This is a genomic window from Azospirillum sp. TSH20 (assembly GCF_003115935.1).
GTDB lineage: Bacteria > Pseudomonadota > Alphaproteobacteria > Azospirillales > Azospirillaceae > Azospirillum.
Genome location: NZ_LGQU01000100.1, coordinates 1 through 20,749, shown reverse-complemented (window position 1 = coordinate 20,749; position 20,749 = coordinate 1). Strand labels below are relative to the sequence as shown.

The following is a 20,749-nucleotide window of genomic DNA, read 5'->3' as shown; positions in this document are numbered from 1 at the left end:
CCCCGCACCTTTAAAGTTTCTGAAAATCGGCGGGCCTAGTCTTCGCCCTGCACACCCCGTCACGCTAACGGCGCGACTTTTAAGCGGAGTAAAAAACGGGAGCGGTGCTGAAGACAAAACTTCTAAAACTTTACCCGTTTCTTGATTTACTAAAATTTTCGGCAATGTCCGGCGGGATGGAGCGATGATTACACGACTTGGCATGGCGAAAACGGGGGCAGCGACGGGAGCGGCGCGGGACGAAGTCCTGAACAGGCTGCGCGGGTCGGGGCGGATCCTGGTGATCGCCCTGCCGGTCGCCCGGCTGCTGGCAGGATTGGTGGCGCTGGGCGCGGTGGCGGCGGCCGGGATCGGCGGCTATTGGCTGGCGGCGGGCACTGAAGCCGTGGAGCGGCTTTGGGTGCCGTCGGCGGAGACCGCGCCGGCCGACGTGGTGGTCGACATGCCGGAACTGGTCGTCAACCTGCGCCGCGACACGCCGTCCCGCTTCCTGAAGATCGGCCTGTCGCTGACCGTCGCCCACCACGACCGCCAGACGCTGGAACAGGCGATGCCGCAGTTGACCGACAGTCTGCAGGAATTCCTGCGCAATCTGGACCAGGACGACCTGGAAGGGTCGGCCGGGCTGCACCGCCTGCGCAGCGAGATCAGGCGCCGCTTCAACCTGATCCTGTCCGACCCCGCCGGCCGGCGCGACGTCGTCACCGACGTTCTGCTGCGCAGCCTGCTCACGCAATAGCGACCTCCAGAGGCACCGGATGACCGACACCCCCGCCCCGCCCGCCCCATTGATGGCCACCCCGTCCATGGCCGCCCCGTCCATGCCCACGTCCACACTCGTCGCCGACGAGGATGCGGACTGGTCCGACGCCGCGTGGGAACTGGCCGCGGCACAGCAGACCACTGCGCCCGCTCCGCCCGCCGCAGCAGAGGCCGCAGAGGCCGAGGCGATGGCCGAGGCGATGCAGCAGGCGCTGAGCGGCGAGACCAAGACGCTGAGCCAGGAGGAGATCGACCGGCTGCTGAATTTCGGCGCGCCGGAAGGCGGCGGACCGGAGATGAGCGCCATCCAGCGGCTGGTCAGTTCGACCACGGTCAACAAGGACCGGCTGCCGATGCTGGACGTGGTGTTCGACCGCATGGTGCGGATGCTGAACACCTCGCTGCGCCAGTTCGCCTCTACCAACGTCGAGGCGTCGCTGTCGAAGATCGAATGGCTGCGCTACACCGATTTCCAGGACGCCATCGAACTGCCGGCCCTGATCGGCGTCGCCCGCGCCGAGCCGTGGGACAACCAGATGCTGGTGACCATCGACAGCGCGCTGATTTATTGCATGATGGATGTGCTGCTGGGCGGGCGGCGGTCGCGGCCGGGGCGGATCGACGGGCGCGCCTACACCTCCATCGAACGCAAGATGACCGAGCGGATGATGAAGGTGGTGCTGCAGGATCTGGGGCAGTCCTTCGATCCGCTGGCGCAGGTGGATTTCGTCTTCGACCGGCTGGAGGTGAACCCGCAGTTTGCCACCATCACACGGGCCACCAACGCCATCATCCGCGTGCGCATCGCCGTGGAGGTGGAGCGCCGCACCGGCCACATCGACATCGTCATCCCCTATGCCACGCTGGAGCCGATCCGCGGCAAGCTGGTGCAGATGTTCATGGGCGAGAAGTTCGGCCATGACACGGTGTGGGAAAGCCACCTGAAGAACGAACTGATGCGCTCCAAGCTGGAGCTGGTCGCCGTGCTGGCGGAGACCAAGGTGCCGCTGGGCGAGGTACTGGCCTGGCAGAAGGGCCAATCGCTGAAGCTGCGCATCAATCCCGATTCCACCGTCCTGGTCTTCAGCAAGACCATCCCGCTGTTCGCCGGACACATGGGACAGCGCAACGACAACATCGCGGTGAAGATCGACACCGATCTCGACACCAAGCAGGAGCTGATCGATGGTCTCCTTTCTCATTGACGCGGCCCTGGCGGTGATGCTGGTCACGGCGACCGCCTATCTGGTCATCGTCAACAAGCGGCTGAAGCTGCTGCGCACCGGCCAGTCCGAGATCAACGCCCTGGTGTCGACCTTCTCCAAGTCGATCGACGACACCGACGCCTCGATGAAGCGCATGGTGACGTCGGCGACCGAGATCGCCGCCCGGCTGTCCGACGATCTCGACCGCGCCAAGGGCATGAAGGAGGACATGGCGCTGATCCTGGGCTCCTGCGAGCGCACCACCGCGCGCATGGAGGAGTCGGTCCAGCATGCCCGCGCCCTGCTGCGCCGCCTGGACGAGGGCGCCATGCGCGCCACCCGCAACCGGGCGCGGGCGGAGGGTGTCGAGGCCGTGGAGGGCGTGGCGAAGCCGGCCGAGGTGACCGCAGAGGCGCCGGCAAGCTCCCCCCTGGTGTCCGCATTGAAAGCGGCCGAGGTGGATCATGGCGAATTCCGGGCGCTCGAAACCGCTCTGCGCGCCGTCGCCGGCCAGCCTGCCGAAGCCGCCGCTTCCGCCGCTCCCGCCGGTCCGGCGAAGGCGGCGGCCAGCGCCTTCTACGCGCGGCTGCGCACCGTCGGGTCCGAGGTGTCGGCATGATCCCGCGCATCCTGCCCATCACCCTGGTCGCCGTGCTGATGGTGCTGCCGCTGAAGCTCGGCGCGCTGGTCGACGGTTTCCCGGTGATCGCCCAGCAGTTCGACCGTGAGTTCGGCGCCCATGAACGGCCCTGGGCAACCGATCTGAAGGCGGCCGACCTGAAGGCAACGGATCCGAAGGCGGCGGAGGCTGCTCCGGCGCCCGCTCCGCTGCCGGTTTCGACGCCGGTCGCCGAGCTGCCGCCGCCGGTGGCGCTGGCGCCGCCGAACTGCGCCGATCCGCTGCTGCGCGCCGCCATCGACGAGCAGAAGGCCGACAGCGCCGGCCGCCAGAACCGCCTGCGCGAGGCCGAAGCGGTGCTCGCCGCGACGGAGGCGCGGGTCGGCACGCAGATCCAGCGGCTGAACGGCGTGAAGCGCGAGGTCGAGGCGCTGATGACCCAGCGCTCCACCCTCCAGCAGGAGGATTTGAAGCGGATGGTGTCGATCTATGAGGCGATGAAGCCGCGCGACGCCGCCCGCATCCTGACCGACATGGAAACGGACATCGTGGTGGACGTGCTGGACCGCATCACCGAGCGGCGCGCCGCCCCGATCCTGGCCGAGATGGCCGACGCCAAGGCGCGCGAGGTGACGCGGCTGATCCTGCAGCGCCGCGCCCTGCCCGGCGACCGCAAGGCCGCTCCGGCGGTGGTGGGGGCCGCGGTTCCCGTCACCGCCGGCATTCCGCGCCCCACCCTGACGAATTGAGCGCCATGACCAGCATGCCCGATGCCGTCTCGGCTCCGCCCCGGCCGGCCGCAACCTCCGCTTCGGCCCAGCGTGGCGGCTCGTCCGGCGACGACGCGCGCGACGAGGACTTCGCCAGTCTGGTGGACGAGACCGCGGAGGAGGAACCCGACGATGCGGCCCGCCCCGACCGGCTGCGCAAACGCAAGGAGCCGAGAGCGGACGACCCCGTCGCCGCGCAGGGTGCGATCACCCAGGCGGTGGTGCAGGCGAGCGGCACCGACGCCCCGCTGATGCCCTGGATGATGGCCGCCGCTCCGGCAGCCCCGGCAGCCCCGGCAACCACTGTGCCCACGGCAACGGTCGGCAAGGCGACGACGCCGGGATCCGCCGCTCCGCAGGCGGCAGGGCCGACCGGCGAGGCCAAGCACCCTGCCGGGCAGACCGCCGCGACCGCACCGGCAACCGCGCCGCAGCCGGTGCCCACCCCGTCCGTACCCGATGGGTCGGCCGGACAGGCCGAAACGGCGGCACCCGCAGCCGCCGATGCCGCGGCACAGGGCGGTGCCGATCGGACCGCCGAGGCGCCGGCGCCGCTCCAGACCGTGCAGGCCGGTTTGCCGGCCATGGCCGCTGCAGCGCCGAATACGTCTGCCGAAGCGCCCCCCTCCCCGGACGGGCGCGAGAGCCGGCGCGATGAAAGCAGCGATCCCCGCACCGCCATCCGCGGCGCGCATGGCGCCGGCCGTCAGGGCGCCGCCGCCGGGAAGGCCGAACAGGCCGCCAGCGCACCCGCCGCCCCCCAATCCGCACAGCCAGGACAGCCGGCCCCCGATGCCGCTCCCGCCCTTGCCGGCCGGGATCCCGCCCCGCCCTTCTCCGCTCCGCCGAGCGCGGGCAGCGGCGATGCCGCGGCCACCGGGTTCGAGGCGGTGCCGCCTCTGCCGGCCCAGGCGGCCACCCACTATGCCGCCGCCGCGGCCTCCGGCCGGGCCGCCACCGCGCACAGCCCGGCGATGGCGCAGCTGGCCGCTCCGCTGGTCCGTGTGGCGGAGAGCGGCGGCGGCGAGTTCCACATCGACCTCGCCCCGGCGGAGCTTGGCCGCATCCGCGTCGTCGCCGACGTCAGCGACGGCAAGGTCTCGCTGACCGTCCAGGCCGAACAGGCCGACACGCTGGCCCTGCTGCGGCGCGATCTGACGCAGCTGGAACGCGCGCTCGGCGATGCCGGGCTGTCGCTCGACAGTTCCAACCTGCAGTTCTCGCTTCAGGGCGACGGGCAGTCGCGCGGCTTCGCCGCTCCCGACCGGGGCGACAGCTCCGGCGGCTGGCGGATGCAGGCCGAGGCCGTTCCCGAACCCGCCACCGAATTCGTTAGCGACCGGTCGCTGCGCCCGATCGACGGGCTGGTCGACGTCACCGTCTGAACAGGAAAGACCTTTCCGCCATGACAACTACGTCCGGTACCACCACGCCCAGCACCGGCCTGATGACCGCCGCGAAGACGAATGCGGCGGCCTCCACCGAAGAGACCAAGAAGCCCACGGTCGATTACGAATCCTTCCTGAAGCTGCTGACCGCCCAGCTGCGCAACCAGGACCCGCTGGCGCCGATGGACGCCACCCAGTTCATGACCCAGCTGGCACAGCTGTCGACGGTGGAGCAGTCGATGCGCTCCAACGACACGTTGGGCAAGGTGCTGGACACACTGAAGAGCAGCGGCATGCGCATGGACATGGCCCTGCTCGGCCGCAAGGTGGAGGTGGCGTCGGACCAGCTGTCGCTGACCGACGGCAAGGCGCAGGCCGCCTACACGGTCGAGGGCACGCCGGCCAGCGTGAAGCTGGAGGTGCTGACCAGCGCCGGCAGCGTCGTCTACAGCAGCCCCGGTTCGCTGAAGACGGGCCGGCAGGTCTTCGACTGGACCGGCAAAACGGCGAGCGGCGGCACCGCGCCGGACGGCGTCTATACGCTGCGGGTGACGGCGAAGGACAAGGACGGCAAGGCGCTGAACACCGCCACCGTCGTCACCGACACGGTGGCCGAGGTGCGCAGCGTCGACGGCGCCAGCAAATTTGTGCTGAAGAATGGCGCCACGGTGGATTCCAGCGCGGTGCTGTCGGCGTCGTGAGGTGAAGCGCCCTCTCCCGCCCCGGGAGAGGGAGGGGACCCGCGCCGAAGGCGTGGGGAGGGTGAGGGGTGATCCAGACATGAACCCCTTATCCTTGCTTTACCCCTCACCCTTCCCATGCTCCGCATGGGCCCCTTCCCTCTCCCGGGGCGGGAGAGGGAGGTGTTCAGGAAGATCACAAGCGCGTGTTGTCCTGGCGCAGCAGGCGGTCGATCAGGACTGCGCGGATCGGTTGGACGTTTTCGCGACTGAAGGAGCCGTTGGCGCCGGCCAGGAGCGCGGTGGCGACGCCTTGCGGGTCGACCGCCAGGCCGTTGAAGCGGCCGTGGCCGGCGAGGTCGAACAGGGATTCCAGCATGGCGCTGCGGGCATGCGGCAGGCGGCGGCGAACCAGAAGCGCATCGTCGGCGCTGGACGCCTCCAGCGTGACCTGGGTCAGGATGAAGGCGATGGTCCGCCCGCGCTCCAGCATCGGCACGACCAGCTGGCCGGCCTCGACGTAATAGGGGCCGCCGGCGACCGGTTCGGCGGGAGCGGCGGGGGCGGAGTCTTGAGGGGCCTTGATGCGGCCGAAGCCGTAGCCGCCGGCGAAGGCGAGCATCGCAGCCACGGCGAACAGCAGGACGGCTTTCATGGCGCGGGTTCCCGAACAGGCCGGATCATCAGAAGGGCCAGATCATCAGAAGGGAAGAATCACGTCCAGCACCTGCTGGCCGTAGCGCGGCTGCTGCACATCGGTGATCTGGCCGCGGCCGCCGTAGGTGATGCGCGCCTCGGCGATCTTGTCGTATTCGATGGTGTTGGCGTTGCTGATGTCCTCGGGACGGATGACGCCGGCGATGCGCATCTCGCGCAGTTCGTAGTTCACCCGCACCTCCTGCCGGCCGGCGATGACGAAGTTGCCGTTCGGCAGCACCTGGGTCACCACGGCGGCGACGCGCATGGCGATGCGTTCGTTGCGCTGGATGGTGCCGTTGCCGCTCGACGTGCTGGAGCTGTCGAGATCGACCAGACTGGACGGATCGACGGCATCGGGCAGGATGGCGGGAAGGCGGCTTTCCAGCCCGAAGAAGTTGGGCATGCCGGCCTTCTCGTTGTTGGTGCGCCCGCGCTGGGTGCTGTTGCGCAGCTGCGCCTGGTCGGAGATGTCGATGACGACGGTCAGCAGGTCGCCGACCGCCTTGGCGCGGGGATCGCGGAAGAAGTCGCGTGATCCGGTGCGCCACAGCGAACTCGGGATCTGCTCGGCCGTCGAGGGTCGCGGCATCGGCAGCGAGATCACGCGGGCTTCCGGCTGCAGCGCCGGGTTGGAGATCTCCGACAGGGCGGGAGCGCTGCCGATGTCGGCCAGCCGCGCGCAGCCGCCCGTCGCAAGCGAAAGCAGCAGGATGGGGACGAGCGCGGTGCGCATCTGGGAAGCTCCCTTCATCGGATATCTCAGGGCTTTGCTGCTTGCGGGACGCGCGGGCCGCTCACCGAAACGGTCTCGGCCCCGGTGACGGTGCCGGTGACGACGGTGCTGCTGGCGATGTTCATGACGCGGACGGTGTCGCCGACGCCGCCCTCCTGCAACGCACGCCCGCGGGCGGCCAGCAGCAGCGCGCCATCCTCGTAAACAAGCGTCACCGGCCGGTTGCGCTGAACAACGATGGGGGCGCCGACCGATCCCACTTGGACCAGCCGCCCGGTGGAGAGCTGGCGGCGCGGCGACTGGCCGATCAGCGAATCGGCCGAGGCGATGAAGCCGGCCCCGGCACGGTCGAGCGACAGGCGGATGGTGGTCAGGTCGGACGCTTCGATGATCTCGCCCGGCCGGATGCGGCGGACCGGCACCGGCATCGTCACCTCGACGTCGGCCCGGCCGCTCAACTCGACGACATGGCCGCCGCTGAGGATGCGGGCCTGGAAGATGCCGGTGCGGGGGTCGAGGCCGATGTCGCGCACGGCGTCCACCGGCCCGTCGAAGGGGCGGCCCAGCGTCAGCGCCACCTGCGCGTCCGGCGGAACCGAGGGACCGAGGGAGGCCAGCAGCTCCTCCGCCAGCCGCGTCTCGACCGGTCCGGCGGCTGCCGGGAGGGGAAGCGCCAGCATGGTCCCGAGCAAGAGGCCCGTCAGTGATTGGCGGAGGATTCGCGGCACAATCGTCACCGCATGTTGGTCATGGTGGAGGCCATCTGGTCGCCGGCCTCGATCACCTTGGCGTTCATCTCGTAGGCGCGCTGGGCGGAGATCAGCTCGGTGATTTCCTGCACGACGTTGACGTTGGAGGATTCCAGATACTTTTGGCGGATGGTGCCGAAACCGGCCTGGCCTGCCAGCCCCTCCTGCGGTTCGCCCGACGCCGGGGTGGCGCGGAACAGATTGTCGCCCAACGCCTCCAGCCCGCTGTCGTTGACGAACACCGTCATCGCCAGCTGGCCCTGGTTGACCGGCTGGGCCTTGCCGTCGACATAGGCCAGCACTTCGCCGGAGCGGTTGATGACCACCTCGCGCGTGCCCTGCGGCACGGTGATGCCGGGGGCGACGGTGAATCCGTCGGCGGTGACGATGGTGCCTTCCGGCGACAGCTTGAAGCTGCCGGCGCGGGTGTAGACGGTCTCGCCGCCGGGCTGGGTCACGTTGAAATAGCCGCGCCCCTCGATCGCCAGATCCAGTTCGTTGCCGGTGGAGGTCAGGTTGCCGGTGGTGTTGATGCGGTTGACCGAGGTCGGCCGCACGCCCAGCCCCACCTCGACGCCGGTCGGCACGATGGTGCCCGAATCGGTCGACTGGCTGCCCTGCCGGCGCTCCGCCTGATACATCAGGTCCTGAAATTCGGCGCGCGAGCGCTTGAAGGCCGTGGTGTTGATGTTGGCGATGTTGTTGGAGATGACCTCGACGTTCATCTGCTGGGCCATCATGCCGGTGGACGCGATGCTGAGCACGCGCATGGACTGACTCTCCCTTTGGAACTTTAAGAGGATTTGCCGAGGCGGTTGATGGCGGAGCGCAGCAGGTCCTGCCCGTCGTCCACCATCTTGGTCACCGCCTGATAATCGCGGGTCAGGTCCATCATCCGGCCGATCTCGACGATGCCCTGCACGTTGGAGCGTTCGACCTTGCCCTCCACCAGACGGGTGTCGGGTGCGGGGCGCGCCTCCATGCCGTCGGCCGGTTCGAACAGCAGGTCGCCGGTCTGCTTCAGCGCCTGCGGGTTGTCGAAGCGCGAGACGGCGATGCGGGCGATCACGTTGCCGTCGGCCGACAGCAGCCCGTCGGAGCCGATGGTGATCGTGCTGCTGTCCGACGGGATGGCGATGGGCCGGCGGCCGTCGTCCAGCACCGGGTAGCCGTTGGGGCCGACCAGCGTGCCGTCGGCGTCGCGGCGCAGCCGGCCGTCGCGGCTGTAGCGGACGCCGTTCGGCGTCTGCACCGACAGGAAGCCGTCGCCGTCCAGCGCCACGTCATAGGGGTTGCCGGTCTCGGTGAAGGCGCCGGCGCGCAGGTCGATGTAGGTGGAGCGGTCGATGGTGAAGGCGATGCGGTCGGTCGGCTTGCGCCCGCCGGCCTCCATCGCCGCTTCGAACAGGGTGCGTTCGCCACGGAAACCGACCGTATTCATGTTGGCGACGTTGTTCGCCACGACGTCCAGCTGCCGCCGCAGCGCCATCTGGCGCGACAGTCCGATGTAAAGCTGGTTCTCCATCGCCGAACACTCCGGTTTTGAACTCCGCCTTAATCTGGACGAGGCAGTTTAAAGCCGGGTTTCAACCTGAGCCGTTCCGGCCGATGCCTTGCCGGACTTGGAGCAGGTTTGGCGATCATTTCGATAAAATGCGAGACGACTGTGATGAAACGGCGCCCGGAGAACGCACTGACGCTTGGTTCGACGCTGGTCCTCGCCCTGCTGTCGGGGACGGCGCAGGCCGCGACCGTCCGCGCGCAGCTGGGCGACCATGGCGACTATTCGCGGCTGGTGCTGTCGGTGCCGAAGGGGATGGAGCCGGTGGCGGTGGTCGATGGCTGCGTGTTGCGCATCAGCGTGCCCGATCCGCTGCGCTGGCCGCTGGCGAGTTTGCGCGACAGCTTCTCGCGCCGGCTGTCGGACTTCGTGACGGCGGACGGCGGGCGCAGCCTGACCGCGACGGTGCCCTGCGGGGCGCGGGTGGCGAGCGTCATGGAGCGCCGGAATTTGATCGTCGATGTCGGCGGACCGCCGGTTCCGGGTGTGAAGCCGGGGGTGGGGGATGCCGTCATCGCCATCGATCCAGAACCGCAAAGTCCACCCCCAACTCAATCCGTTACCCTGGCCGAAGTCGCAGAGGCGCTGAATCCCATCGGCACGGCCAACGCGGCGGCCGTCACTCTCCCTCTCCCGCCCCGGGAGAGGGAAGGGGCCCAAGCGCAGCTTGGGAAGGGTGAGGGGGAGTGCAAGGAACCATGTGCTTCCGGATTCTTGCCCGCCCCCTCACCCTCCCCACTGCGTGGGTCCCCTCCCTCTCCCGGGGCGGGAGAGGGCGTATCTCCTCCCCTCCCCGTCGTGGCCAGCCTGGAAGGCGAGGTGCGCGACAGCATCCAGCAGACCTTGCGGCAGCTTGAGCGCATGCCGGACCGCACGCCGAAACCCGCGACGCAGGCCGCCGAACCGCCCAAGCCGCCCGCCCCGCCGCCGATCGGGGCGATGGATCTCGCCGGCTGGGCCGGGGAGGATTTCAACCGCAAGCGCGAGGTGCTGCAGGCCGCCATCGAAACGGCGCGGGGCCGTGCGCGGGTCGAGGCGCAGATCGCGCTGGTCCGCTTCCTGCTCGCCCGCGCCATGGACGAGGAAGGGCGCGCGGCACTGGAAACGGCGGGCAGCCTGTCGCCGGCGCCGGACCAGCGCTATGCCCTGCGCATCCTGGGCGACGCCTTCCGCGCGCTCGACCGCGAGGACGCGCCCGACGACAATCTGTTCGTCCAGCTGCCGGCCGGCGCCATGCCCGACCACAATGTCTGGCGCAGCGCGGCTCTGGCGCCGACCCGCTGGGCGGCGGCGAAGGAGGGGCTGCCGATCGCGCTGCGCCGGCTGCTGGACTATCCGGCCGACCTGCGCAGCCGGCTGCTGACCACGCTCGCCGCCGCGGCGGACGAGGCAGGGGACAGCGCGGCGCTGAACCTGATCGTGCTGGAGATGATCACCGTCGATTCCGCGGGCATGACCGATGGCCGGCTCGACTATTTCCGCGGCCGGCTGGCGGAGCTGAAGGCGACGCCCGATGCGGCGCTGGAGCGCTATGACGCCGCGGCGGCCTTGCGCCGTGGCCCCTTCGCCCGCCGGGCGGAGATACGTGCCATCGAACTGCGCCGTGGCCTGGGCAGGCTGGACGAGGACGGCGCGATCAAGGCGCTGGAGGCCCTGCGCTTCGCCTGGCGCGGCGACGACGTCGAGACGGATGCGCTGGCGGCACTCGGCGGCGCCTATGCGCGCAGCGGGCGGACCGACGCGGCGCTCGACATCTTCGGCCTGCTGGGACGGCGCTTCGGCGCCACCGCGCGCGGGCGCGACGCGCTGACGGCCGGGCGCAGCCTGCTGGCTGCCGTGCTCGACCGGCTGGAGCAATCGCCGCCGGGCGGGCTCTATGCGCTGGCGCTCCAGGCGCGGCACGGGCGGCTGGTGACGCTGGCCGACACTGCCGACGGCGGGCTGCGGCGGCGCCTCGCCGGCCTGCTGCTGCGCGACGGCTATGGGGTGGAGGCGACCCGCATCCTGCATGCGTTGACCGAACGGGCGACCGGTCCGCGCCGGGCGGAGCTTGGCGCCACGCTGGCCCGCGCCCTGATCGACGGCGGGCGCGAGGGGGAGGCGCTGGACGTGCTGGCCCGCACCGGCGGTGCCGGACTCGAGCCGGAACTGGCCGAACGCCGGGCGCTGCTGCGGGCCGACGCGCTGCTCGGCGACGGCGATACGGTGCGGGCGCTCGACGCGCTGCGGGGGTTGGGCGGGGCGGAGGCGGCGCGGCTGCGGGCGCAGGGGCTGTTCGCCGCCGGGGAATGGCGGGCGGCGCGGACCGCCTTCGCCGAACTGACCGCCGAACTGAAGGCCACGGGAGCGGAGCCGACGGCGGACGATCTGGCTCTGCAGGGGCTGTCGGCCTATCTGGCCGGCGACGCCGACGCGACGCGCGGTTTCGGTGACGCGGAACGCGCGCGGCTGGCCGGCACCCGCTGGGCCGGGCTGCTGGACGCGTTCGCGCCGCCGCCGGCCGACGGGCCGCTGCGCGCGGAGTCGGTGGAGCGCGATCTTGCCGCGGCCAGCGCGCTCGACCGGCTGGCGCGGGGGTGGCGGGGACCCCACTGACCTTTGGGCACCGATCCGTAAAGCCGCTTTAAACGGCGGGCTGTAGCGTCGGCGGACTGTTGCCCCCAATCGCGATGGCTTTTGCACATCCGGAGAAGAAGACATGCGCTTGATGTTCGGGTTGATCGCGGTGTTTGCCAGCGTGCTCGGCGGGTTCTATGCGATGGGCGGGCGGATGGCCGTGCTGTGGCAGCCGGTGGAGATCGTCATCATCATCGGCGCCGGCATCGGCGGCTTCGCCATCGCCAACAGCCCGTCGGTCCTGCGCGACACGCTGCGCGCCGTCGGCGCCATCGCCCGTGGGCGGACCACCCCGAAGAACGACTATCTGGACATGATCGCGCTCGTTTATGGCCTGCTGCGCGTCGCCAAGTCCAAGGGCATGTCGCAGATCGAGGCCGATATCGACAAGCCGGCCGAAAGCCCGCTGTTCACCCAGTTTCCCAACGTCCTGCGCTATGACCGCTGCATCACCTTCCTGTGCGATTACCTGCGCCTGATCGCGCTGGGGCAGGACAACCCGCACGACCTGGAATCGCTGATGGCGGAAGAGCTGGACACGCTGGGCCGTGAGCTGAACCAGGTGCCGAAGGCCTTGCAGAACCTGGCCGACGCGCTGCCGGCGCTGGGCATCGTCGCCGCGGTGCTGGGCGTCATCAACGCCATGGGCGCCATCAGCGAGGCTCCGGAGGTGCTGGGCCATATGATCGGCGGGGCGCTGACCGGCACCTTCCTCGGCGTGCTGCTGTCCTACGGCATGGTCGGTCCGATCGCCAGCGCCGCCCGCCAGCGCCGCGAGTCGGAGCTGAACATGTATTTCTGCATCAAGGCGGCGCTGTGCGCCTACCTGCGCGGCAGCCCGCCGCAGGTCTGCGCCGAATATGCCCGCAAGGTGCTGTACACCGACATCCAGCCCAGTCTGGCGGAGGTGGAGGTCGCCACCACGCTGTCGTCGCAGGCCAAGGCCCGCGACGGCCGTCAGGCGGCGTGACCGGCCATGCCGCGCAAGACCGCCCTTCCCCCGATCATCGTCAAGCGCCACCTCGGCAGCCATGACGAGGAAGAGCACAACGGCACCTGGAAGCTGGCCTATGCCGACTTCGTGACGGCGATGATGACCTTCTTCCTGGTGATGTGGCTGATGAACATCACCACCACCGAACAGCGCAAGGGCATCGCCGACTACTTCAACCCGGTGGCGGTGTCGCAGAGCAACTCCGGCACCGACGGCATGCTGGCCGGCCGTTCGGTCGACAAGAGCGGATCGCTGACCACTCCGAACGCCGCCGGCGATCAGGCGAGCCCGGTAGCCTCCCCGCCCGTCGTGGCCTCGGTCGGCGACAGCGACCGCCAGCCGGCCGGCCGCAAGGATCCGATGCCGCATCCGCCCGGCGGCACTGTTCCGCCGGTGGACCTGCTGCGCAATGCGACGGAGAGCGCGCCCGCGACGCCTGCCGCCCAACAGCCGGCGCCCAGCGTCAGCGCCACCCGCGCGGAGCTGGAAGCGCTGCTCGACCGCCAGTCCTCCGAACTGACGGAGCGGGTGGCGCTGGAGACGCTGGAACGGGATCTCCGCCAGCGCATCGCCGCCTCGCCGGACCTGAACGGCCTGCAGGGCAGTCTGGTGATCCAGCAGGTGCCGGAGGGCTTGCGCGTGCAGCTGACCGATCAGGCCCGCTTCTCGATGTTCAAGGTCGGTTCGGCGCAGATGAACGAGCCGGGACGGCGGCTGATGCGGATGGTGGCGTCGGCGCTGGTATCGGTGCCGAACCCGATCGGCATCACCGGGCACACCGATGCGCTGGGCTATGCGCCGGATGCCAAGTACGGCAACTGGGAACTGTCGAGCGACCGCGCCAACGCGGCACGGCGCGAGCTGATCGCCAGCGGGATTCCGGGCGGGCGCATCGTCCGGGTGGAGGGGCGCGCGGACCTGGATCATTTCGGGGCGAGCGATCCGCTCGATCCCAGCAACCGGCGGATCAGCATCACGTTGCTGCGGCGGTAGGAAATCTCTGGTGGCAACGTTAGACCCCCACCTAACCTCCCCCGCTGGGCGGGGGAGGGACTACCGCCACCCTCCCGCATAAGCACTTGCCCCCTCCCCCGCCCAGCTCTCGCACAAAGCTCCGCTTTGTGCTGACGCGGCAGGCGGACCATAGGTCCGCTGAGAGCGGGGGAGGGTTGGGGTGGGGGCAATCGAAGCCGATATCCAACCAAATAAAACCCATATACATTTTAACAAAACCCCTCCCCTTTTCCTTTAAAGCCCCTTTAAAACGTCTTCGCTATCGTTAACTCCGCCAGTCATCCGCGGAGAATCCCGGGACGCACAACCCCCATCCGTTCGACGGTTGACCAGAGGATTCCAAGGATGAGCCTGTACAGCGCCATGCGGTCCGGTGTCAGCGGTATGTCCGCGCAAAGCTCGCGCCTTGCCGCCATTTCGGACAACATCAGCAATTCCCAGACGGTCGGCTACAAGCGGGCCACCGTGGATTTCTCGACCCTGGTCACCGCGCCCGGCAGCCGCAGCACCTACACCGCCAGCGGCGTGCAGTCCGCCACCCATTATCAGGTGCAGCAGGACGGCACGATCATGGGCACCGGCTCCGCCACCGACATGGCGATCAGCGGCAACGGCTTCTTCGTCGTCGGCAACAAGGCATCGGGCACGCCGGAATATTCGCTGACCCGCGCCGGCAGCTTCCTGCCCGACGAAGCGGGCTTCCTGCGCAACACCGCCGGCCAGTATCTGGAAGCCTGGAAGCTGAACCCCGACGGCACCATGCCGAACGTCAGCAAGTCCCGCTTCGACGATCTGCAGTCGGTCAACATCGGCAACCTCGTCTATGGCGGCAGCAAAACGACGACGATGGATTTCTCCGGCAACCTGCCGGCCCAGGCCGCCGCCGGCGACAGCTTCACCAGCAGCCCGACCTACTATGACGGGCTGGGCAACCCGCTGGACCTGTCGCTGACCTGGACCAAGGCCGCCGCCCCCAACCAGTGGACGCTGACCGCCACCGGCCCGGCCGGCTACACCGTCGGCGGCGCGCCGGTGACGCTGACCTTCGCCGCGACCGGCCCCTATGCGGGGAAGCCGGTGGACGGCGCCGGCCTGCCGCTCGACCCGATGCCGGGCATCACCGTCACCTCGCCGGCCACGCCGGCGGCCGACAGCTTCACCATGTCGCTCGGCAACCTCACGCAGCTGAACGGCGATTACGTGCCGACCGTCACCGGCGACGGCGCCAAGGTCGGACAGGTCACCTCGGTCGACATCGACGACGGCGGCAAGCTGTGGGTGATGTACGACAACGGCGCCCGGCAGGCGCTGTACCAGATCCCGATCGCCACCGTCACCAACCCCGACGGTCTGGTCGCCCAGGACGGCAACACCTACACGCTGGGCGCGGAGACCGGGACCCTCACGCTGGGCGCCGGCAAGCAGGGCAGCGCCGGCACCGTCGTCGGCAGCGCGCTGGAGCAGTCGAACGTCGACATCGCGACCGAGCTGGTCTCGCTGATCGAGACGCAGCGCGCCTATTCGTCGAACGCCACCCTGGTGCGCACCACCGACGAGCTGGTCGAAGAGACCACCCGCCTGAAGCGTTGAGCCCAGCACAGACGGAGCCCCGGCCATGAGCGTCCAACTCGCCCTCACGTCCGCCCTGTCCGGCCTGCGCACGACGCAGCAGCAGGCGGCGATGGTGTCCCACAACCTCGCCAACGCCACCACCGCCGGCTATGTGCGCCGCGATCTCGACCTGTCGGCGGTCACCACCGCCGGCCGCGGCGCCGGGGTGCGGGTGGACGCCGTCGCCCGCAAGGTGGACGAACTGCTGATCCGCGACGCGCGGTTCGAGACCAGCCGCTACAGCGGGCAGGAGGCGCGTGCCTCGGCGCTGGCCGACTATGCGCTGGTGCTGGGGCAGCCGCAGGACGAGAAATCGGTCTCGACCCAGCTGTCGAAGCTGCAGCAGGCCTTTTCCCGCCTGCACGACATGCCCAACGACGATGCGGCCCGCAACGCCGTGGTGTCGCAGGCGACGGCGCTGGCCGGCGGGCTGAACCGGGCCGCCGAGGCGGCGCAGACCGTGCAGGACGATGCCCGCGACCGCCTCCAGACCTCCGTCGATGCGGTCAACACCTCGCTTCAACGCATCAGCGACCTGAACGGCAGGATCGCGACGCTGGAGACGCGCGGCGGCGATGCCGGCGACCTGCGCGACGAGCGCGACCGCCTGCTCGATCAGGTCTCGCAGGAGATCGGCATCCGCACCTATAGCCGCGAGGACGGCCAGACGGTGGTGATGACCCGCAACGGCCAGACCCTGCTCGACCACCCGCTGGCGCCCGGCGAGCAGCCGCTGACGCTGCTGGGGGACGAGGTGATGGCGAACGGCGTCGCCCTGTCGGCCAAGCCGGACAGCGAGATCCAGAGCGGCCGCATCATGGGCTATGTCCAGACCATCAAGCAGGACATGCCGCGCGCGATGGCGCAGCTGGACGAACTGGCCGCCGGCATCGTCCAGGCCTTCCAGGGGGCGGAGGCCGACCCGACCCAGCCCGGCCTGTTCACCGATGCCGGCGCGGCCTATGGCGCCACCGCCGGTCTGGCCTCGCGTATCGCGGTCAACGACGTGGTGCGGACGGAAAGCTGGCGGATGCAGAGCGGCGTGCAGGCGGCGGGTCCGCTCCAGCCCGGCGACCAGACGCAGATCGACAAGTTCCTGACGGTTTTCACCGATACCCGCAGCTTCGCCGCCACCGACATGCCGGCCTCGGCGACGCTCGGCAGCTACGCCACCGCGATGGTGTCGGCCCAGCAGGGCTACCGCACCGGCGCGGAGTCGGAGATGAACGCGCGCAAGATCAGCGCCGACACGCTGGAGACCGCTCGCATCAACCGCGACGGCGTCAACATCGACGATGAGATGCAGAAGCTGCTGCTGATCGAGCAGAGCTATGGCGCCAGTGCCCAGGTGGTGCAGGTCGCCGGCCGCATGATCGACATCCTGTTGCAGATCAAGGGGTAAGCCGATGCTGTACAACGCCCTGTCCACGCTGGGGATGAGCCGGAAGCTGCAAAGCACCATGACCCGGCAGCAGATGGAGCTGACCCGCGCGAACGAGGAGGTGTCGACCGGCCTCCATGCCGACGTCGCGGCGACCATCGGCGCCAGCACCGGCCGCGACATCGCGCTGCGCAATCTGTTCGATCGCACCGACGAGTATGTGAAGACCACCGACCTGCTCGACGGCCGGATGAAGACGATGGACAGCGCGATGACCAGCATCATCGCGTCTGGCACCGACCTGCTGGCCGCCGCCTCCACCGGGCTGGGGCAGCAGTCGCCGACCGGAACGTCGTTGCAGATCCGCGCGCGCGGCGTGCTGGATCAGGTGGTCGGGCTGCTGAACGCCGCGTCCGGCAACAGCTATCTGTTCGCCGGCACGGCGCTGGACCAGCCGCCGATGCGCAATGTCGACGGCGACAAGTCGGGCCTGCGCTCGCCGATGGAGATCATTCAGGATGCCATCCAGTCCGCCACCGGCGGTACCGAGATGCCGAAGACGGCGGCGGAGACCGCGGCGGTCATCGCCCGGCTCGACGACCTGTTCGCCGTGCGCGACCCGGCGACGCCGGCCCCTGCCCCGCTGACCGACACCTTCGAGGGCGGCCTCTACACCGGCACCACGGCGCAGCAGCCGGGCGGCGCGGCGTCGCCGCGCGTCAGCGGCCGGCCGGCGGAGTCGACCAGCATTCCCTATGGCGTGCAGGCCAACGACCCGATGATGCGGGAGATGCTGGAAGGCATCTACATGCTGGCGGCGGTCGACACCTCCAGAATGGATGTCGACGCCTATCCCGACTACATCAAGACGGCGGTGGACAAGCTGTCCGGCGGCCTCGGCAAGCTGCGGGAGGCGACGGCGCAGCTCGGCATCCAGCGCGCCCAGGTCGCCACGCTGGCCGAGCAGCACAAGACGCAGAAGGCGATCCTCAGCCTGCAGATCGACAATCTGGAAGGCGTCGACCCCTACGAGGCCAGCACGCGGATCACCCAGCTGGAGGCGCAGATCGACGCCACCTCCAGCGCCACCGCGCGCATCGCCAAGCTGCACCTGACCAACTACCTCTAGGCCGCATCACCATGAGCCCCGGCATCCAGCTCCCCGTTCCGCGCCGGCTCCGGCCCGCTTTCCGCCGTGCTGTTTTCAGCCGTGCCGTGGCGCTGGTCGGCGGGCTGCTGCTGGTGCTCGGCATGCTGTCGGTGGCACCCGTCCCGGCGGCGGCGCAGACGCGGGTGAAGGATCTGGTCACCTTCGACGGAGTCCGCCGCAACCAGCTGGTCGGCTATGGCCTAGTGGTCGGGCTGAACGGCACCGGCGACCGCCTCATCAACACACCCTTCACCGAACAGAGCCTGAAGGGGATGATGGAGCGGCTGGGCATCAACACCCGCGGCGAGACCCTGCGCACACGCAACGCCGCGGCGGTGATGGTGACCGCCAGCCTGCCGCCCTTCCCGCGCCAGGGCACCACGGTCGACGTGACGGTGTCGGCGCTGGGCGACGCCACCAGCCTGCTGGGCGGCACGCTGGTGGTGACGCCGCTGCTGGGTGCGGATGGCGAGGCTTATGCGGTGGCGCAGGGGCCGCTGTCGGTCAGCGGCTTCACCGCCGGCGGCGCGGCGGCGACGGTGACCAAAGGCGTGCCGACCACCGCCCGCATCGCCAACGGCGCCACGGTGGAGCGCGAGCTGAAATTCGCGCTGAACGATGTCGGACAGGTGCGGATGGCCCTGCGCAATCCGGACTTCACCACGGCGATCCGCATCGCCGACGCGGTGAATGGCCGGCTCGGCGCCGGGAATGCGCGGGTGGTCGATCTGACCACGGTGGATGTGCGGATCACCGGATCCTATGTCGGCAACGTCTCCCGCCTGATCGGCGAGATCGAACAGCTGCCGGTCCGCCCCGACGCCATCGCCCGCGTGGTGGTGGACGAGCGCAGCGGCACCATCGTCATCGGCGACGATGTGCGGGTCAGCCGCGTCGCCATCACCCAGGGCAACCTGACCGTCCGCGTCGTCGAGACGCCGCAGGTGTCGCAGCCGCAGCCCTTCAGCAACGGCTCCACCGTCGTGGTGCCGCGCACCGACGTGCAGGTTCAGGAAGGCAACGGCCGCCAGTTCGTGACCGTCGGCGGCAATGTCAGCCTGCAGCAGCTGGTCAACGGGCTGAACGCGCTGGGGGTGGGGCCGCGCGACATGGTGGCGATCCTCCAGGCCATCAAGGCCGCCGGCGCCCTGCACGCCGATCTGGAAATCATCTGACCCCGAAGACCAAGATTGGGAGACGACGATGGACATCGCCGCAACGACCCTCCGCAGCACGGCCACGCCCTCGACGCCGGCCGTCCCCAACCCCGCAGCCGCCGACAAGGTGGCGAAGGAATTCGAGGCGATGCTGGTCGGGCAACTGATGGAAAGTATGTTCGCGGGCATGCGCGAAAGCCCGCTGTTCGGCGGCGGCGGTCCGGCGGAAAAGCCGTGGCGCAGCATGATGCTGCAGGAATATGGCAAGGCCATCGCCGAGTCGGGCACGTTGGGCATCGGCAAGATGACGCATGACGAAATCGCCCGCCTCTATGCGGCGCAAGCGGAGCAGCAGCGGTCATGAGCGTCACCCTCAAGGACCTGATCCACGAATTCGCCCCTGAGCGCCGGCCCGAGCAGGCACCGGCCGAGGGGCCGGCCGCGCCCGATCCCGGCTATGACGGCGCCACCGCCCTGCTGGTGCGCGACTTCCTCGACGCCGTGGAAGCGCTTTCGTCCGTGCTGGAGGAGGAGTCCGCCTGCATCGCCGCCGGCATGCTCGACCGGCTGGAAGCCTTCGCCCACCGCAAGGCGGCGATGGCGGAGCAACTGGAAGGTGCGGTGCTGCGGGCGCGGGATGAGGGCATCCGCCTGCCGGATGATCTGCGCACGATGACCTTGGAGCGGATCGACCGGCTGGAGCGGGCGGTGACCGTCAACGCCTCCGGCCTCGTCGCTCTGCGCAAGGCGGTGTTGACCATCAACCGCAATTTGCTGACCGCGCTGGAAAAGGCATCGAGCGACGGCACCTATGCCCGCGACGGACAGGCGCGGCGGCCGGTGGAACTCTCGGCCTCCGGACTGAACGCGACTCTGTAGGGATCAGCCGCGGTCCTTGACGCTGGCCAATTCGCCGGCCTGCTCCAGCTTGATGATGCAAGCGACGAGCGCCCGCTGGAATCCGCGGGCATCGGACGGCAGGGATACGCCGGCGCCGGTCGGCCAGAACTCGACGAAGGCGAGGTTCCCCTCCCCTTCCGTGCCGGGCCATTCGAAGGCGATGCCGATGCCGATCTCCTTCGTCGTCCGTCGGTGATCGGTGACCAGGATCTGCGCTTCCCAATGCATGCCGCCGCTGCCCTTCTCGGCCCGCTGCTGGCTCCAGCTTCTCAGATAATCGCGGAAACTCTCCGACTGCCGGTCCATCCGCACATAGCTGGAGCGGTCCGTCACCGGCTGCGCCAGCCGGGTCGTGTAGCGGGCCTGGGCAAGGGCGCGCGTCACGTCGGCGCACAGCTCCTCGATCAGCCCAAGGCTGCGCCGCACGGTGTCGGACAGGGCGGTCGCAAGCGCGGGTCCGGACAGAACCGCCGCGGCGTGGTCCTTGCGGTAGATGTCGAAAAGATCGTCCGGATCGCCCATTGCCGTCCCCACGCCACCGCCGTCCGGCGGTCCAATCCACCGAATTCACCAAAAACAAATTAATAGCCGGTGAAGCGATGCAAAATTGCGCGCACCAAACGCCGAAACGCCCCGGCTCTGATGAACCGGGGCGTTTCGATGTGGTGTGACGATGCAAGCTTATGCTTTGTGATTGAGCGTCTCTTGAGCCTGAGTGACCTGGCGGCGACCTACTCTCCCACGTCTTAAGACGCAGTAC

At 69.4% G+C, this 20,749-nt stretch carries 21 protein-coding genes; 15 read left to right on the top strand and 6 right to left on the bottom strand.

The window, feature by feature from the left end; all coding sequences use genetic code 11:
• Window positions 1–184 precede the first annotated feature (184 nt).
• The 6 genes from TSH20_RS24645 (at window position 185) to TSH20_RS24620 (ending at window position 5,445) form a co-directional block, all read left to right on the top strand.
• Complete coding sequence (locus TSH20_RS24645; protein WP_247871682.1) at window positions 185–739, top strand: flagellar basal body-associated FliL family protein; 555 nt, start codon at window positions 185–187, stop codon at window positions 737–739.
• 82 nt (window positions 740–821) lie between these two features.
• Window positions 822–1,967: a flagellar motor switch protein FliM gene (gene fliM / locus TSH20_RS24640; protein ID WP_109157221.1), complete on the top strand. Its 1,146-nt coding sequence runs from the start codon at window positions 822–824 to the stop codon at window positions 1,965–1,967.
• Window positions 1,948–2,586 carry a DUF6468 domain-containing protein gene (locus tag TSH20_RS24635; protein WP_109157202.1) on the top strand — a complete coding sequence of 213 codons (639 nt, stop codon included), beginning with the start codon at window positions 1,948–1,950 and terminating at the stop codon, window positions 2,584–2,586. The genes fliM and TSH20_RS24635 overlap by 20 nt, the downstream gene beginning before the upstream one ends.
• Window positions 2,583–3,335 (top strand): flagellar motor switch protein, encoded by a 753-nt coding sequence (locus TSH20_RS24630; RefSeq protein ID WP_109157203.1) that lies wholly within the window; start codon window positions 2,583–2,585, stop codon window positions 3,333–3,335. Before TSH20_RS24635 ends, TSH20_RS24630 begins: the two co-directional genes overlap by 4 nt.
• A gap of 5 nt (window positions 3,336–3,340) precedes the next feature.
• The gene (locus tag TSH20_RS24625) at window positions 3,341–4,741 is read left to right on the top strand and encodes a flagellar hook-length control protein FliK (RefSeq protein ID WP_109157204.1); all 1,401 of its coding nucleotides are present in this window, start codon (window positions 3,341–3,343) and stop codon (window positions 4,739–4,741) included.
• Window positions 4,742–4,761: 20 nt separating this feature from the next.
• A complete protein-coding gene (locus tag TSH20_RS24620) occupies window positions 4,762–5,445 on the top strand; it encodes a flagellar hook assembly protein FlgD (RefSeq protein WP_109157205.1) in 684 nt (227 codons plus the stop codon).
• Window positions 5,446–5,620: 175 nt separating this feature from the next.
• On the opposite strand, the gene TSH20_RS24605 is transcribed toward TSH20_RS24620, so the two are convergent.
• The 5 genes from TSH20_RS24605 to flgF are packed head-to-tail and all read right to left on the bottom strand — an operon-like array spanning window position 5,621 to window position 9,130.
• Complete coding sequence (locus TSH20_RS24605) at window positions 5,621–6,079, bottom strand: hypothetical protein (protein ID WP_109157206.1); 459 nt, start codon at window positions 6,077–6,079, stop codon at window positions 5,621–5,623.
• 45 nt (window positions 6,080–6,124) lie between these two features.
• Complete coding sequence (gene flgH / locus TSH20_RS24600; RefSeq protein ID WP_109157207.1) at window positions 6,125–6,856, bottom strand: flagellar basal body L-ring protein FlgH; 732 nt, start codon at window positions 6,854–6,856, stop codon at window positions 6,125–6,127.
• Between the two features lie 26 nt (window positions 6,857–6,882).
• On the bottom strand, window positions 6,883–7,548 hold the full coding sequence (gene flgA, locus TSH20_RS24595; RefSeq protein ID WP_247871589.1) for a flagellar basal body P-ring formation chaperone FlgA: 666 nt from the start codon (window positions 7,546–7,548) through the stop codon (window positions 6,883–6,885).
• Between the two features lie 41 nt (window positions 7,549–7,589).
• Window positions 7,590–8,375: a flagellar basal-body rod protein FlgG gene (flgG, locus tag TSH20_RS24590; RefSeq protein ID WP_098735494.1), complete on the bottom strand. Its 786-nt coding sequence runs from the start codon at window positions 8,373–8,375 to the stop codon at window positions 7,590–7,592.
• A 23-nt stretch (window positions 8,376–8,398) separates the two neighbouring features.
• A complete protein-coding gene (gene flgF, locus TSH20_RS24585; RefSeq protein ID WP_109157209.1) occupies window positions 8,399–9,130 on the bottom strand; it encodes a flagellar basal-body rod protein FlgF in 732 nt (243 codons plus the stop codon).
• A gap of 144 nt (window positions 9,131–9,274) precedes the next feature.
• Here flgF and TSH20_RS24580 point away from each other — a divergent pair, with 144 nt between their 5' ends.
• From TSH20_RS24580 to TSH20_RS24535, 9 genes are all read left to right on the top strand, one after another.
• Complete coding sequence (locus TSH20_RS24580; protein WP_109157210.1) at window positions 9,275–11,761, top strand: hypothetical protein; 2,487 nt, start codon at window positions 9,275–9,277, stop codon at window positions 11,759–11,761.
• A gap of 103 nt (window positions 11,762–11,864) precedes the next feature.
• Entirely contained in the window at window positions 11,865–12,752 is an 888-nt protein-coding gene (gene motA, locus TSH20_RS24575) for a flagellar motor stator protein MotA (protein WP_109157211.1), read from the top strand.
• A gap of 6 nt (window positions 12,753–12,758) precedes the next feature.
• Window positions 12,759–13,769, top strand: coding sequence for a flagellar motor protein MotB (locus TSH20_RS24570; RefSeq protein ID WP_109157212.1), 1,011 nt, complete (start codon window positions 12,759–12,761; stop codon window positions 13,767–13,769).
• 366 nt (window positions 13,770–14,135) lie between these two features.
• Window positions 14,136–15,380, top strand: coding sequence for a flagellar hook protein FlgE (locus tag TSH20_RS24560; protein WP_109157214.1), 1,245 nt, complete (start codon window positions 14,136–14,138; stop codon window positions 15,378–15,380).
• Between the two features lie 25 nt (window positions 15,381–15,405).
• Window positions 15,406–16,803, top strand: coding sequence for a flagellar hook-associated protein FlgK (gene flgK / locus TSH20_RS24555; RefSeq protein WP_109157215.1), 1,398 nt, complete (start codon window positions 15,406–15,408; stop codon window positions 16,801–16,803).
• Window positions 16,804–16,807: 4 nt separating this feature from the next.
• On the top strand, window positions 16,808–17,911 hold the full coding sequence (locus TSH20_RS24550) for a flagellin (RefSeq protein WP_109157216.1): 1,104 nt from the start codon (window positions 16,808–16,810) through the stop codon (window positions 17,909–17,911).
• Window positions 17,912–17,922: 11 nt separating this feature from the next.
• Entirely contained in the window at window positions 17,923–19,107 is a 1,185-nt protein-coding gene (locus TSH20_RS24545; protein WP_109157217.1) for a flagellar basal body P-ring protein FlgI, read from the top strand.
• A gap of 28 nt (window positions 19,108–19,135) precedes the next feature.
• Window positions 19,136–19,453 (top strand): rod-binding protein, encoded by a 318-nt coding sequence (locus tag TSH20_RS24540; RefSeq protein WP_109157218.1) that lies wholly within the window; start codon window positions 19,136–19,138, stop codon window positions 19,451–19,453.
• Window positions 19,450–19,968 carry a flagellar protein FlgN gene (locus TSH20_RS24535; protein WP_109157219.1) on the top strand — a complete coding sequence of 173 codons (519 nt, stop codon included), beginning with the start codon at window positions 19,450–19,452 and terminating at the stop codon, window positions 19,966–19,968. The genes TSH20_RS24540 and TSH20_RS24535 overlap by 4 nt, the downstream gene beginning before the upstream one ends.
• Before the next feature lie 3 nt (window positions 19,969–19,971).
• On the opposite strand, the gene TSH20_RS24530 is transcribed toward TSH20_RS24535, so the two are convergent.
• On the bottom strand, window positions 19,972–20,523 hold the full coding sequence (locus TSH20_RS24530) for a hypothetical protein (protein ID WP_247871590.1): 552 nt from the start codon (window positions 20,521–20,523) through the stop codon (window positions 19,972–19,974).
• Window positions 20,524–20,749 lie beyond the last annotated feature (226 nt).

Excerpts from the sequence above, each read along its gene's own strand:
- TSH20_RS24645 (WP_247871682.1), top strand. The coding sequence starts at position 185 with ATGATTACACGACTTGGCATGGCGAAAACGGGGGCAGCGACGGGAGCG.
- fliM (WP_109157221.1), top strand. The coding sequence starts at position 822 with ATGCCCACGTCCACACTCGTCGCCGACGAGGATGCGGACTGGTCCGAC.
- TSH20_RS24635 (WP_109157202.1), top strand. The coding sequence starts at position 1,948 with ATGGTCTCCTTTCTCATTGACGCGGCCCTGGCGGTGATGCTGGTCACG.
- TSH20_RS24630 (WP_109157203.1), top strand. The coding sequence starts at position 2,583 with ATGATCCCGCGCATCCTGCCCATCACCCTGGTCGCCGTGCTGATGGTG.
- TSH20_RS24625 (WP_109157204.1), top strand. The coding sequence starts at position 3,341 with ATGACCAGCATGCCCGATGCCGTCTCGGCTCCGCCCCGGCCGGCCGCA.
- TSH20_RS24620 (WP_109157205.1), top strand. The coding sequence starts at position 4,762 with ATGACAACTACGTCCGGTACCACCACGCCCAGCACCGGCCTGATGACC.
- TSH20_RS24605 (WP_109157206.1), bottom strand. The coding sequence starts at position 6,079 with ATGAAAGCCGTCCTGCTGTTCGCCGTGGCTGCGATGCTCGCCTTCGCC.
- flgH (WP_109157207.1), bottom strand. The coding sequence starts at position 6,856 with ATGCGCACCGCGCTCGTCCCCATCCTGCTGCTTTCGCTTGCGACGGGC.
- flgG (WP_098735494.1), bottom strand. The coding sequence starts at position 8,375 with ATGCGCGTGCTCAGCATCGCGTCCACCGGCATGATGGCCCAGCAGATG.
- flgF (WP_109157209.1), bottom strand. The coding sequence starts at position 9,130 with ATGGAGAACCAGCTTTACATCGGACTGTCGCGCCAGATGGCGCTGCGG.
- TSH20_RS24580 (WP_109157210.1), top strand. The coding sequence starts at position 9,275 with ATGAAACGGCGCCCGGAGAACGCACTGACGCTTGGTTCGACGCTGGTC.
- motA (WP_109157211.1), top strand. The coding sequence starts at position 11,865 with ATGCGCTTGATGTTCGGGTTGATCGCGGTGTTTGCCAGCGTGCTCGGC.
- TSH20_RS24570 (WP_109157212.1), top strand. The coding sequence starts at position 12,759 with ATGCCGCGCAAGACCGCCCTTCCCCCGATCATCGTCAAGCGCCACCTC.
- TSH20_RS24560 (WP_109157214.1), top strand. The coding sequence starts at position 14,136 with ATGAGCCTGTACAGCGCCATGCGGTCCGGTGTCAGCGGTATGTCCGCG.
- flgK (WP_109157215.1), top strand. The coding sequence starts at position 15,406 with ATGAGCGTCCAACTCGCCCTCACGTCCGCCCTGTCCGGCCTGCGCACG.
- TSH20_RS24550 (WP_109157216.1), top strand. The coding sequence starts at position 16,808 with ATGCTGTACAACGCCCTGTCCACGCTGGGGATGAGCCGGAAGCTGCAA.
- TSH20_RS24545 (WP_109157217.1), top strand. The coding sequence starts at position 17,923 with ATGAGCCCCGGCATCCAGCTCCCCGTTCCGCGCCGGCTCCGGCCCGCT.
- TSH20_RS24540 (WP_109157218.1), top strand. The coding sequence starts at position 19,136 with ATGGACATCGCCGCAACGACCCTCCGCAGCACGGCCACGCCCTCGACG.
- TSH20_RS24535 (WP_109157219.1), top strand. The coding sequence starts at position 19,450 with ATGAGCGTCACCCTCAAGGACCTGATCCACGAATTCGCCCCTGAGCGC.